The organism is Dyella subtropica, assembly GCF_026283965.1.
Classification (GTDB): Bacteria; Pseudomonadota; Gammaproteobacteria; order Xanthomonadales; family Rhodanobacteraceae; genus Dyella_D; species Dyella_D subtropica.
In genome coordinates, this window is the sequence record NZ_JAPDPD010000008.1 from 124,736 (window position 1) to 137,411 (window position 12,676).

The following is a 12,676-nucleotide window of genomic DNA, read 5'->3' on the forward strand; positions in this document are numbered from 1 at the left end:
CATGGCTCAGCCTGGTGGAACCAGCACGAACCACGACACTACCGCCAGCGCATTGTTGACGCTGTGCGCAATCACGGCCGGCCAGATCGATCCGGATTGAACCCGCAGCCATGCCAACACCAGGCCCAGCAACAGCAGGTTGGGGAGGGCGTACCAGAGGAAGCCCAGGTCCGGCAGGTGGACGCAGGCGAACAGCAGGGCGGTGATGGCGGACGCGATGCCCGCCGGCACATGGCGCATGGCCGAGGAAAGCAGCACGCCACGGAACAGCAGTTCCTCCACCAGCGGCCCCACGGTCATCACCAGTAGCGCAAGCGGAATGCGCAGCGCCGGCGAAGCCATGGCGCCGAGCTGCTTGATGTCCTGGCTGACTTCGTGACCCTGCGCGAGCCATTGGGTGAGCAGGCCGCCAATGAACGGCAGTATCAGACCGAGCAACGCGGCGATCGCGTAGAACGCCGGTTGCCGTGCGGGTGCGAAGCCAAAGCCCGGCGGCATGGCCAGCGGCCATAGCGATGGCCACAGGCGGCGGGTGAGATGGATGGTCAGGCCAGCGGCTACCAGCAGGGTGAGGATCACCATCAGCGCATTGACGTCGGGCTGTGTGAGCAAGGCATGCATCTGCGTCATCACGTTGCCGCCCTGAGCCCCATGACGGAAACCAACGACGAGGCCGATGACCAATCCCGCCACGGAACCGACGACAAACTGCAGTGCGAAGTACAGCACGATCAAGCCCAAGGCCGCCCATAGTGTCGGCAGGCGCGGCGGCGTCAGTGCGGACGGTGTGAAGATGGGGTCAAAGCGCGGTGCTTCCATCGGGCTACATCCTGGAGGGCGGGTTCGCCGGGGGCAACGGCGCGCCCATCTCCCGACGGCTTACACGCTAGCCGCCACCATCGCGCATGCGCAATCCTGCCCTTCGTCATGGTCGTAGGGATGCTCTGAGCCCGTCTACGCAGCCGTCATGATGTGTGGGAGGTTCGCAGGGTGTGGCGCACGGCGACGGCAAGGCTGGCTGCCTTGGCTAGACGTGGGCCGCAGCCTGCGGGCCTCCCACACATCACCCTGTCATCCAAATTCAAAATGTCAGAGCCGGTGACGGCTGCGTAGACGGGCTCAGAACATCCCCGAGCCCTGCCTGTATAGTGGCCGGGTTTTCCAAGGAGGAAGCTGGCGCCAAGGCGCCGTCTCATGTTCGCTCTCGACTGGCTAGCTGACCCCACGGCCTGGGCAGGTCTTCTCACCCTTGTGGTGCTGGAGATCGTGCTCGGCATCGACAATCTCGTTTTCATCGCGATCCTCGCCGACAAGCTGCCGGCGCATCAGCGCGACAAGGCCCGCATGATGGGCCTGGCGATGGCGCTGGTGATGCGCCTGCTGTTGCTCGGCGCGATCTCCTGGCTGGTGAAACTCACTGCGCCGATCGTTACCTGGCAGGGCTTCTCGCTGTCCTGGCGCGACATCATCCTGTTGTTCGGCGGTGTGTTCCTGCTATTCAAGGCCACCCTTGAATTGCACGAGCGGCTGGAGGCCGGCGATGGGCACGAGGCAGGCAACCGGGCGCACGCACGCTTCTGGCTGGTCGTCACGCAGATCGTGGTGCTCGACGCGGTGTTCTCGCTCGATTCGGTGATTACCGCGGTGGGCATGGTCGACCAGCTCTCGATCATGATGATCGGCGTCGTGGTCGCGATGGTGCTGATGATCAGCGCCAGTAAACCGCTCACCGCCTTCGTCAACGCGCGGCCGACGGTGGTGATCCTGTGCTTGTCGTTCCTGTTGATGATCGGCTTCAGCCTGGTCGCTGAGGGTTTGGGCTTCCATATCCCGAAGGGTTACCTATACGCCGCGATCGGTTTCTCGATCATGATCGAAGTGTTCAACCAGACCATGCGCCGCAACCGCCAGCGCAGTCTGTTCAGCAGTTCGCGCAATCTTCGCGACCGCACCGCGCGCGCCGTGCTCCGTCTCCTCGGTACCGGCGGCGAAGAGGAGGAGGATGCGCCCAAGACCACCTCGACCGCCTCGGAAGCCGGCATGGCGGTGTTCGGCAAGGACGAGCTATCGATGGTGCAAGGCGTGCTGGATCTGGCGCACCGTCCGGTGCGTTCCATCATGACGCCACGTCCAGAGATCCGCTGGGTCGATCCGCGCGAGAGTGCCGAGCTGTTGCGCGTGGAAGTCGCTTCTTCCACGCATCAGTGGCTACCGGTGGCCGGCGACGACCTGGACCAGCTGATTGGCGTGGCTTCGTCGCGCGATCTGCTCGTCAGCTTGGTGGAGCATGGCCGCATCGACGTGGACAACGTGGTGCGCAAGCCGATGACCGTGCTGGAATCGCTGAGCGTGCTGCGCCTGATCGACGCCTTCCGTCGCTCGTCGTTGCAGGTGGCGCTGGTTGTCGACGAATACGGCAGCGTGCTGGGCCTGGTCACGCCGACGGACGTGTTGGAAGTGATTGCGGGCGAATTCCCGGATGAGGAAAGCGGCGATCCTTCCGCGGTGCAGGAAAGCGACGGCGCATGGCTGCTGGATGGCAGCTTGGATCTGCGCCGCGTCGAGCACCTGCTCGATCGTCAGCTCACCAGCGACGGCAGCTTCTCCACCCTGGCCGGCTATGTGCTGGAGCAGCTGGGCAGATTGCCTGGCGTGAGCGACCGCCTCACCAGCGAAGGGCTGCATTTCGAAGTGGTAGCGATGGATGGCGCACGCATCGAGCGCTTGAAAGTCACGCCTGCGGACTGAAGCCAGGGATGCTCTGATCTATTCAACGCAGACGTCTCCGCAGTGTCAGCTCGCCTACGTTGAATAGATCAGAGCATCCCTAGCTATAAGGCAGATCATGCAGATCGATTTCGGCAAGACCGCGGGCGACTACGCCAAGCATCGCGTCGGTTTCCCCGAGGCATTCTTTCAACGGATCTTCGCCGATGGCCTGGCGCAGGCGGGGCAGCCGGCGCTGGATCTCGGCACGGGTACCGGTACGGTGGCGCGCGGTCTGGCGCTGCGTGGCTGCATGGTGACCGGACTGGATCCTTCAGCGGCGCTGCTGGCCCAGGCCGCCGAGCTGGATCGTGCGGCGGGCGTACAGGTGCTGCAGGTGCAGTCGACAGTGGAGGCGGCGGAATTTCCCTCCGGCAGTTTCGATCTGATCACCGCGGGTCAGTGCTGGCACTGGTTTGATCGTCCACGGGCGGCCGCGCTTGCGCTGCGCTGGCTGCGACCTGGCGGGCGGCTGGTGATCGCCCATTTCGACTGGTTGCCGTTGGCCGGCAATATGGTTGAGGACACCGAACGCTTGATCCGGGCTCACAACCCAGCCTGGTCGATGAGTGACGGCACCGGTCTCTATCCGGCCTGGCTCAAGGACGTGCGCGAAGCCGGCTTCGACGACCTGCGTACCTTCTCATTCGACCTGGGCGTGCCCTATACCCATGAAGACTGGCGCGGCCGCATACGCGCGAGCGCTGGCGTAGGTGCTTCGCTCGATCCCGCTGCCGTGGCGCGTTTCGATACCGAGCTGGCGGACGTACTGGCTCGCCGGCATCCAGATCCGATGCAAGTACCGCATCGCGTGTGGGTATTGAGCGCGGTATCGCCCGGTTGAAGGCGATACCGCAACAGTCATGCACTGACGTGTTTAGCCCACGAACATCGCCCGTGCCAGGCCGATAACGCCGATCGCCAGCGTGACCAACCAGCCGATCGAGCCGAGCAGAAAGCCACCTTCACGCTTGCGGGCCTCTTTCAGGTAGCCCAGTGCGTACCAGGTGCGGCCCATCACCCACACCAAACCGGCGACACCGGCCCACAGCGCGGACCCGTATTGGACTGCCAGCCACAGCGAAGGCAGGAACATAAGTACAGATTCCAGCGTGTTCATCTGCACGCGGAAGGCCCGCTCGAAGTCTGGGTGACCGTTGGTGGCGGGTGCCTTGATGGCACACCGCACGCGGGCGCGACCCACGGCAAAGGCCGTGCCGAACTGCAACGCGACGGCAAGCAGAACGACCAGGGCGGGGAGATGCTGTGACATGCGGAAGGTCTCGCTGAAAGGTGGCCTACTCTAGCGGGCGGTGCTGAGGGATGTGTTCTGTGTTTGCGGCAATCGATGGGTTTTCTTGACCTGGCCGCTTATACCCAAGGCGTAAGAGCCGAAGCGCTGCGGTTTGGCCGTGGGGCTTCAAAGACCGCGATCAGGTTTCTACAATCCGCCTGCTGCGCGCCAGGGGGTGCGCTCTCGTTGGTCTCATGGCTCATCCCTGCTTGCGCTGCGGCGCGTGCTGCGCGCATTTTCGTGTCGCCTTCCACTGGTCCGAGGCGGAGATGTTCGTGGGCGGCATGGTGCCTACGGAGTTGACTGAGCCGTTGGATCCTCACCGCTTGGCGATGCGTGGTACGCAGGCTCCGCGGCCACATTGCGTGGCTCTGCAGGGGCGAGTGGGTGAGTCCACCGCTTGCAGGATCTATGACCGGCGGCCTTCGGTGTGCCGCGAGGTGACGCCTGCTTGGGAGTTCGGTACGCCCAACCCACAATGCGACAAGGCGCGCATGGCCTATGGGCTTGAACCGCTGACGCCAGAAGATTGGTTCGACCCTTCGGGTTCAAACACGCCGCCGTTGTCGCAAAACGCCTGAGCGGTGGTAGTGATTAACGTGGTGCAGCCGGCGTGCCGGTATCGTTTTGGAAAGCCAGCACGAATTGCCGCAGTTCGCCTTCGTTGACGTCGGAAACGGCCAGATAGCGCATGCCGCCGGTGGTCCAGCCGATGACGGTATAACCGTGTTGTTGCGATACCGCCTGCGGCGCTTCGGCGGTATCCGCCGGCCATTGATACAAGTTGACCACGTGCAGGCGACGCTTGTAGACCAGCGCCGCAACGGTGTGCCCGCCGATGGCATCGAGACGCCCGCCGGCCAAAGGGAAACCCTCACTGGCCAAATCCTTCACCCGTGGTGCGAAATCGAGCTTGCCCTCGAACCAGGGCTTCACGGTGTGCTGATCGGTCGAAATCACGTCCATCAGGTGCTGGGGCTGCAGCGAGCGGAGATGGCCTGAGATGGCCTCACCAGCCAGCAGAGTCTGGTCCGGTCCGTGTGGGCGCAGGGTGGCGATCCAGGCCGGACTGGTAAGCAGCAGGGCGCCCGCAAAACCGGCCGCCATGGCCAAAGCGAGCGGGGCGCGACGCGGCTTGTATGCCACAGTCGCAGGGACGTCTGGTGGGTTCCGAACCCAGCGTTCGCGCAAGGCATCCGGCGTACGGCGGTACAACTCCGGTTGTGCCAGCGCTTTGCGCAGCCGGGTGTGGTCACCGTAGCTGGCGGCACACGCCGTGCACTCCTGGAGGTGCCTGTCCATGCTTGCGCTCTGCGCGGCATCCAGCTCGTCGTCCAGGTAGGCGTGCAGGAGCAGCTTGGCGTCATCGCACGTCATGGCGGCGAGCCTCCCTTGTGAGATGGGTTGGATGGTGGGTCAGTTCGGTTTTAAGGCGCTCGCGCGCACGCGCCAGTCGCGACATGACCGTGCCGATCTTCTGTCCGGTGATCGAAGCGATCTCCTTGTATGAACACTCCTCCAGTTCGCGCAGCACGATGACCTCGCGCAGCGGATGCGGCAGGCGTTCCAGGGCGAGCTGGAGCGAGCCTACATCCACGGCCAGCAAGGCCAGTGCTTCCGGCGATGGATGCTGGTCGATCAGCGGATGGGCTGCGTCGTCCAGCGAATCGCGGAGGTTGTCGGGCGGTGTTTTCATACGCAGCGTGTAATAGGTATTGCGGACGATAGCCAGCAGCCAGACTCGCGCATCGCCACCGCGAAAGCTGTCGAAATAGCGCAAGGCGCGAAGCATGGCCTCCTGCACCACGTCCTGGGCATCCGCTTCGTCGCGAGCGAGCCAGCGCGCGAGGTTGTAGGCCGCATCCAGGTACGGCAGCACCAACGCTTCGAAGCGCGCGCCTATGACGGCGTTCGAACTTCCTGGCGGGATGGACGCTTCGGTTGGCATAAGAAGGGTTACCTCGATCGGGGCGACTTTATTCCCAGTACGAGGATGGCGGAATAGGGCGCATGGTCGATCGGTAATGCATGAGGAAGGGTATCCCGCTGACGGGGCCCGATTCCCATGGCCGCCATGCGGCCGCATGCATTCCGCGGAGTGATCGATCATGCAAAATGAACACGACAACGAAATCTCTGGCCGCCGTCAGTTTTTGAAATGCATGGCCTGGGCCGGAGCCGGCACCCTCTGGCTGATGAAAGGCGGCGTGTTGCACGCGCAGTCGTTGGGTGATGGCGCGGTGGCGTCGGCGAAAGATGCAAGCTTCAGCTTTGTGCAGATCAGCGATTCGCACATCGGCTTTCACAAGGCGCCGAACATGGATGTGGCGGAAACGCTGCGCGCTTCGCTGGCCCAGGTGAACGCGCAATCGACACGTCCGGATTTTCTGCTGCACACCGGCGATCTCACCCATCTGTCGAAGCCTGAGGAATTCGACACGCTATCCGGGCTGATGCGCGAAGCGCGTACAAGCCGCGTGTTTTACGTGCCGGGCGAGCATGACGTGATCGGCGACAACGGGGCCGAATTCTTCCGCCGCTTCGGCGAGCGCCAACAGGCGGGCGGCTGGTACAGCTTCGACCACCATGGCGTGCACTTCGTCGGCTTGATCAATGTGCTCAACCTGAAAGCCGGCGGATTGGGCTCCTTGGGTGCGGAGCAGCTGGCGTGGTTGAAGAAGGACCTTGCATCGCTATCCGCCGAGACGCCGCTGGTGGTGTTCGCGCATATGCCGTTGTGGCCGCTGTATCCATCGTGGGGCTGGGGCACGGACGACAGTGCGGAGGCTATGACGTATCTGCGCCGCTTCGGTTCGGTCAGTGTGCTCAATGGGCATATTCACCAGATCCAGCAGAAGGTGGAAGGGAATATCACCTTCTACACCGCACGCTCGACCGCCTACCCGCAGCCGGCACCCGGGGTGGGGCCAGGGCCGGGGCCCATGAAAGACCTGCCGCCCGGCGCGTTGCACCACTACCTCGGTATTCGCGATGTGCGCCACGTGCAGGGCAAGCAGGTGTTGGCGGTGACCGACGAGGTGCTGACATGAAGATCACGGCAAGTAGATGGTTACTGGGCGTGATGTGCGTGGCTGCCAGCTGTGTGCAACCGGCGCTGGCGGCAAGCGCCGCTGCCACGGCACACACCTCGCAGATCGACATACGCAACTTCGCGTTTGCCCCGAAGACGCTCACCGTACCGGTGGGCACTCGCGTGGTGTGGACCAATCGGGACGACGAGCCGCACGTGATCGTCAGCGCCGGCGCGTTGTTTACTTCCTCGCATGCACTGGACACCAGCGACAGTTATGCCGTGACGTTTTCCAAGCCCGGCACGTACGCTTACTTCTGTTCGATCCACCCGATGATGGTCGGCAGCATCATCGTGCAGTAGATGCAATGGCTGCGTCGTCGAAACGATAGATGTCCATCGCCAGGAAGCCTAGGTCGACGCCCGCATCGATGCGCTGCGCCGTGGCTTGTTCGCCCGCGGCGCCAAGCGCGACGTACAGCGGCAACAGGTGCTCGTCGGTGGGGTGCGCGCGCTGGGCGAACGGCGCCTGGCGGCGGTAGTCGAGCAGGGCGGCTGTGTCGCTGGCTTTGAGCTTCTGCTCGATCCAGTCAATGAACGGGCGCACGTACGGCGCCTCGTTCTGTTCGCTGTAGCCGAGACGGAAGTCGTGCAGGTTGTGGGTGATGCTGCCGGAGCCGATCACCAGCACGCCTTCCTCGCGCAGCGACGCAAGAGCGCGGCCGACGATGTACTGATGCTCCGGGCCCAGCTTGGGCTGGATCGACAATGGCACCACCGGAATGTCAGCGTTGGGATAGAGCAGGCGCAGCGGCACCCAGGCGCCGTGGTCCAGACCCTGCTCGGGGTCCAGCATGGTCGGCAGGCCGGCTTTGTCCAACAGTTCGACCACCTGCGCGGCGAGCGCCGGTGCGCCGGGTGCGGGGTAGTGGATGTCGTACAGCTCCCGCGGAAAGCCATGGAAGTCGTGGATGGTTTCCGGCCGTGCGGCACCGCCTACCGACGGCTGGCGGGCAAGCCAGTGCGCGGAAGCGATCACGATGGCCTTCGGGCGCGGCAGCGCCTGCGCCAACTCTGCCAGACGCACGCCCACCTGACCGGGATGCAGTGCGGTCATCGGTGAGCCGTGGGAGATGTACAGGCTTGGCAGGGCAGGCATGGCGGTTACCTCAGAAGGGCCGCCACTAGAGTATGGGGTGCGCGGAAGTTTTCAGCGCCGCGAGTGTGTGCCTGCCGGGAACGATGCGTTGCCCGATCGAAACGATCGGGCAAGCTGTGCTTAGAACCTGTTCAAGGTTCCATATATTCAGCGCTTCTTGAACGGTTTGCCGCCGCCAGCGCCATGTGGACGCGGCTTGCCTTTGAAACCGCCACCACCCGGACGGAAGCCGCCTGGCTTGCGCGGTGGAGCCTCACCAGCGCCGCTGTCGTTGCCGTCCCACTCTTTGATGCGCAGCTGCTGCTGGCTCACCCACACCTTCTTCAGGTGTTCGAACACTTCCGCCGGCATGCCGTCGGGCAGGTCGATCAGGCTGTACTCGCCGCGAATGCTGAGGCGGCCGATGAAGCCGCTTTCCAGGCCGGCTTCATTGGCGATGGCGCCAATGATGTTGCCCGGCTTTACGCCGTGCTCGTGGCCGACTTCGATGCGGTAGGTGCGTTTGCCTTCCTCGGTGTGGTGCGGACGCGCCGCCGGGCGCGTACCGAACTCGCGAGGTGCGCTTTCGCGCTCGCGCGGCTTGTGCTCGCGTGCGCCGCGATCATGACTGTCACGGCCATCACGGTCGCGGCCGTCACGCTCGGATGGACGGCGATCATCGCGTTCGCGCGGGGCGAACTCGCGCTTCGGCGGCGGCGTCAGCAGCAGCGGCTGCTCGCCCTGCGCGATGCGCGCCAGCGCGGAGGCGATCTCGATCGCCGGCACGTTGTGTTCCTGTTCGTACTGCTCGATCAGCTGCTGGAAAAATGCCAGTTCGCCGACCGCCAGCGTGTCGCTGATGCGCTGCTTGAACTTGTTGATGCGCTGGTCGTTCACCGCTTCGACGGTGGGCAGCTTCATCTCTTCGATGGGCTGGCGCGTGGCGCGCTCGATGGCGCGCAGCATGCCCTTCTCGCGCGGCGTGACGAACAAAATCGCTTCGCCGCTGCGGCCGGCACGGCCGGTGCGGCCGATGCGGTGCACATAGCTTTCCGTGTCGTACGGGATGTCGTAGTTCATCACGTGGCTGATGCGCTCCACGTCGAGGCCGCGCGCGGCCACGTCGGTGGCGACCAGGATGTCGAGCTTGCCGTCCTTCAGCTGCTGGATCACGCGCTCGCGCTGCGGCTGCGCGATGTCGCCGTTGATCGCGGCGGCGGCGAGGCCGCGCGCCTGCAACTTCTCGGCGAGTTCTTCGGTGGCCTGCTTGGTACGCGCGAAGATGATCATCGCGTCGAACGGCTCGGCTTCCAGGATGCGGGTCATCGCGTCCAGCTTATGCAAGCCGCTGACGAACCAGTAACGCTGGCGAATGTTGGCAGCCGTCGTGGTGGACGACTTGATCGTCACCTCGACCGGATCTTTCAAATGATGCTGCGCGATCTTGCGGATCGGCGTAGGCATGGTGGCCGAGAACAGCGCAACCTGGCGCTGCGGCGGTGTGGCCTGCAGCACTTTTTCCACGTCGTCGATGAAGCCCATGCGTAGCATTTCATCGGCTTCGTCGAGCACGAGGAATTTCAGCTCGGAGAGGTCCAGCGTGCCGCGATCCAGATGGTCGATCACGCGACCGGGTGTGCCGACCACGATATGCACGCCGCGCTTGAGCGAGTGCAGCTGCGGGCCGTAGCTCTGGCCGCCGTAGATCGGCAGTACCTGCAGGCCGGGCATATGGGCGGCGTAGCGCTGGAACGCTTCGGCCACCTGGATGGCCAATTCGCGCGTGGGCGCCAGCACCAACGCCTGCGGTTTGCCGGGCCTCAGTTCGAGGCGCGAGAGGATCGGCAGCGCGAAGGCAGCGGTCTTGCCGGTGCCGGTCTGCGCCTGGCCGAGTACGTCGCGGCCTTGCAGCAGCGGTGGAATAGTGGCGGCCTGGATCGGCGACGGCGATTCATAGCCGACATCGGCCAGAACGCGCAGCACCTCGGAGTGAAGTCCAAGCGCAGCAAAACCAGCGGCTGCCGGTGTGGAATCCGTAGACGGGGAGGACATGGGGAACCTCGACATGGCATGCACGAGGGCATGCAGGAGAATGGTCGCTATTGTAGCAGCCTGACTGGCCTTGGCCGAGCTTCCGTACAGCTAAACCTTCAACTATTTCAAGGAATTCGTATGCAAAAGCGTCTGACCGGCCGCGTCGCCCTGGTTACCGGAGCTTCTTCGGGCATTGGCGAGGCCACTGCGCTGGCGTTGGCGGAAGCTGGCGCGCGTGTCGCCATCGCCGCCCGTCGGCGCGATCGCCTCGAAGCATTGGCCGAGCGGTTGGCTCCGCTTGGCGCCGAACCGTTAATCCTTACGGCGGATCTGGTCTCCGAAACCGAGGCTCAGCGCATCGTGGCGGAGACGGAAGCGCATTTTGGCCGGCTGGATATCCTGATCAACAACGCTGGCGTGATGTATCTGGAGCCGGTAGCCGAGGCCGATCTGGGGCGCTGGCGGCAGATGCTCGAACTCAACGTGCTCAGCCTGATCGCCGCGAGCCAGGCGGCATTGGCCGGTATGCGCGCGCGTCGCGAGGGGCACATCGTGAACATTTCGTCAGTGGCGGGTCGCGTCGCCAATCCGAACGCGGCAGCCTATGCGGCGACCAAGTTCGGTGTGGTCGGTTTCTCCGAGTCGCTGCGCCGCGAGGTGTACAAGGACAACGTTCGCGTGAGCGTGATCGAGCCGGGGATGGTGGCGACCGAATTGCGAGAGCACATTGGCCATGCTGGAGCCAGGCAGGCGGTGGAGGCACGCGTTGCTGAAATGCGTCAGCTGTTGCCCGAGGACATCGCGGACACCATCTTGTTCTGCGTCACCCGGCCATCGCACGTGTGCATCAACGAAGTGCTGCTGCGTCCTACTGACCAGGAACGATAATTTGCAGCGCTGATTTGCAGGGATGGTTTGGACGGCGAGGTTTGAGCGGCGAGGTTTGAACGGTGAGTATCATCGCCGTCTGATTGGCGTGCATGAAGGATCAACATGACTGTGGTCGAAACGATCTCCGAGCAGGGTTGCTTTGGTGGTGTGCAGGGTTTCTATCGGCATGAGTCGACGGCCTGCGGCGGGGCGATGCGCTTCGCCGTCTACCAGCCGCCACAGGCAGCGAGCAGGCCTTGCCCGGTGTTGTATTTCCTCGCCGGGCTGACCGCCACCGAGGAAACCGCGACGATAAAGGCCGGCGCGCAACGTTTGGCGGCCGAGCTTGGCCTGATTCTGGTGATGCCGGACACGAGCCCGCGCCAGACCGGCATCGACGGCGCCACGGGTGACTGGGAGTTCGGCGAAGGCGCGGGCTTCTATGTGGAGGCTACTGAAGCGCCATGGTCGACGCGCTTCCGCATGCACAGCTACATCGTGGACGAGTTGCCTGCCTTGCTGGCGGAGCATTTTCCGATCGACCGTGCACACAGCGGCATCTGCGGTCATTCGATGGGCGGACATGGCGCGCTCACCATCGCCTTGAAGCATCCGCAGCGCTATCGCTCGGTGTCGGCTTTCGCGCCGATCGTGGCGCCGAGCCAGGTGCCGTGGGGGCAGAAAGCCTTGCCGCGTTATCTGGGCAACGATGCCGAGGCGTGGGCTGCTTATGACGCGTGTGAATTGGTGCGTCGCCAGACGTTCCCAGGCACGATCCTGATTGATCAGGGCGAGGCTGATAAGTTTCTGATCGAACAGCTGCGGCCGGAGTTGTTCGATCAGGCTTGCGCCGAGTCAGGACAGTCGCTGCAACTGCGCCGGCATGTGGGCTACGACCACAGTTACTACTTCATCGCCAGTTTCATCGACGATCATTTGCGGCATCACGCGCAGGCGTTAGGTGTCGGATGATTGCGACTCGATTCGAGACGGCGCGCACGATCATTCGTCATGCGGTCGAAGCGGATGCGCCTGCCTTGCTGCGTTACCGGGCGGAGAATCGGGAGCATTTTGCGCCATGGGAGCCGTTGCACGACGAGCGTTATGAGACGCTCGATCACTGCGTGCAATCCATCGTCGCCGTACGCGACGTAGTGCAGCTGGATCGCGGCTACCCCTTCCTGGTGTTCGATGCCGACGAGAGCGAAGTGCTTGCCACCTTCAACCTGGCGAATGTCGTGCGTGGCGCCTTTCAGGCGTGCCATCTCGGCTACGGCATCGCCGCGCGCTGGCAGGGGCAAGGGATCATGCGGGAGGCGCTGGTGGCCGGACTGGATTGGGCGTTCGACGGGCTCAGCCTGCACCGGGTGATGGCGAACTACATGCCGCGTAACGAGCGGAGTGCGCGGCTGTTGCAGGGGCTGGGTTTCGAGCGGGAGGGGTACGCGAAGCGCTATCTGCAGATTGCAGGCACGTGGAAAGACCACGTGCTGACTGCGCTTATCAAGCCATCGATGTGGTAATCCTCTCCCGCTAGGGGAGA

The 12,676-nt window shown here is 63.9% G+C and carries 14 protein-coding genes; 8 read left to right on the plus strand and 6 right to left on the minus strand.

Translation table 11 applies throughout. The annotated features are described in order from the left end of the window. Positions 1-6: 6 nt before the first annotated feature. The gene (locus tag OUZ45_RS08820) at positions 7-819 is read right to left on the minus strand and encodes a CPBP family intramembrane glutamic endopeptidase (protein ID WP_266169572.1); all 813 of its coding nucleotides are present in this window, start codon (positions 817-819) and stop codon (positions 7-9) included. 375 nt (positions 820-1,194) lie between these two features. On the opposite strand from OUZ45_RS08820, the gene OUZ45_RS08825 reads away from it, so the two are divergent. Then, entirely contained in the window at positions 1,195-2,748 is a 1,554-nt protein-coding gene (locus OUZ45_RS08825; protein ID WP_266169573.1) for a TerC family protein, read from the plus strand. A 97-nt stretch (positions 2,749-2,845) separates the two neighbouring features. Next, on the plus strand, positions 2,846-3,610 hold the full coding sequence (locus tag OUZ45_RS08830) for a class I SAM-dependent methyltransferase (protein ID WP_266169574.1): 765 nt from the start codon (positions 2,846-2,848) through the stop codon (positions 3,608-3,610). A 33-nt stretch (positions 3,611-3,643) separates the two neighbouring features. Here OUZ45_RS08830 and OUZ45_RS08835 read toward each other — a convergent pair whose 3' ends face one another. Then, positions 3,644-4,039: an MAPEG family protein gene (locus OUZ45_RS08835; protein WP_266169575.1), complete on the minus strand. Its 396-nt coding sequence runs from the start codon at positions 4,037-4,039 to the stop codon at positions 3,644-3,646. A 215-nt stretch (positions 4,040-4,254) separates the two neighbouring features. Between OUZ45_RS08835 and OUZ45_RS08840 the strand changes: the two genes are divergently transcribed. Next, positions 4,255-4,641, plus strand: coding sequence for a YkgJ family cysteine cluster protein (locus OUZ45_RS08840; protein ID WP_266169576.1), 387 nt, complete (start codon positions 4,255-4,257; stop codon positions 4,639-4,641). A gap of 13 nt (positions 4,642-4,654) precedes the next feature. Here the strand turns inward: OUZ45_RS08840 and OUZ45_RS08845 are convergent, their stop codons facing one another. Together OUZ45_RS08845 and OUZ45_RS08850 are read right to left on the minus strand one after the other, a co-directional pair. Beyond that, a complete protein-coding gene (locus tag OUZ45_RS08845; RefSeq protein ID WP_266169577.1) occupies positions 4,655-5,437 on the minus strand; it encodes an anti-sigma factor family protein in 783 nt (260 codons plus the stop codon). Beyond that, complete coding sequence (locus tag OUZ45_RS08850) at positions 5,424-6,008, minus strand: sigma-70 family RNA polymerase sigma factor (RefSeq protein WP_266169578.1); 585 nt, start codon at positions 6,006-6,008, stop codon at positions 5,424-5,426. Before OUZ45_RS08850 ends, OUZ45_RS08845 begins: the two co-directional genes overlap by 14 nt. A 160-nt stretch (positions 6,009-6,168) precedes the next feature. Here OUZ45_RS08850 and OUZ45_RS08855 point away from each other — a divergent pair, with 160 nt between their 5' ends. Together OUZ45_RS08855 and OUZ45_RS08860 are read left to right on the plus strand one after the other, a co-directional pair. After that, entirely contained in the window at positions 6,169-7,110 is a 942-nt protein-coding gene (locus tag OUZ45_RS08855; protein WP_266169579.1) for a metallophosphoesterase family protein, read from the plus strand. Beyond that, positions 7,107-7,454 (plus strand): cupredoxin domain-containing protein, encoded by a 348-nt coding sequence (locus OUZ45_RS08860; RefSeq protein WP_266169580.1) that lies wholly within the window; start codon positions 7,107-7,109, stop codon positions 7,452-7,454. The genes OUZ45_RS08855 and OUZ45_RS08860 overlap by 4 nt, the downstream gene beginning before the upstream one ends. On the opposite strand, the gene OUZ45_RS08865 is transcribed toward OUZ45_RS08860, so the two are convergent. Both OUZ45_RS08865 and OUZ45_RS08870 read right to left on the minus strand, forming a co-directional pair. Next, positions 7,441-8,250 carry a dioxygenase family protein gene (locus tag OUZ45_RS08865; RefSeq protein ID WP_266169581.1) on the minus strand — a complete coding sequence of 270 codons (810 nt, stop codon included), beginning with the start codon at positions 8,248-8,250 and terminating at the stop codon, positions 7,441-7,443. The genes OUZ45_RS08860 and OUZ45_RS08865 overlap by 14 nt on opposite strands. A 147-nt stretch (positions 8,251-8,397) precedes the next feature. Continuing rightward, positions 8,398-10,281 carry a DEAD/DEAH box helicase gene (locus OUZ45_RS08870; protein WP_266169582.1) on the minus strand — a complete coding sequence of 628 codons (1,884 nt, stop codon included), beginning with the start codon at positions 10,279-10,281 and terminating at the stop codon, positions 8,398-8,400. Between the two features lie 120 nt (positions 10,282-10,401). Between OUZ45_RS08870 and OUZ45_RS08875 the strand changes: the two genes are divergently transcribed. The 3 genes from OUZ45_RS08875 (at position 10,402) to rimJ (ending at position 12,656) form a co-directional block, all read left to right on the plus strand. Further along, positions 10,402-11,151, plus strand: a complete 750-nt coding sequence (locus OUZ45_RS08875; protein WP_266169583.1) for an SDR family NAD(P)-dependent oxidoreductase — start codon at positions 10,402-10,404, stop codon at positions 11,149-11,151. Positions 11,152-11,256: 105 nt separating this feature from the next. Further along, positions 11,257-12,105: an S-formylglutathione hydrolase gene (gene fghA, locus OUZ45_RS08880; RefSeq protein WP_266169584.1), complete on the plus strand. Its 849-nt coding sequence runs from the start codon at positions 11,257-11,259 to the stop codon at positions 12,103-12,105. Then, positions 12,102-12,656 carry a ribosomal protein S5-alanine N-acetyltransferase gene (rimJ, locus tag OUZ45_RS08885; RefSeq protein WP_266169586.1) on the plus strand — a complete coding sequence of 185 codons (555 nt, stop codon included), beginning with the start codon at positions 12,102-12,104 and terminating at the stop codon, positions 12,654-12,656. Before fghA ends, rimJ begins: the two co-directional genes overlap by 4 nt. Positions 12,657-12,676 lie beyond the last annotated feature (20 nt).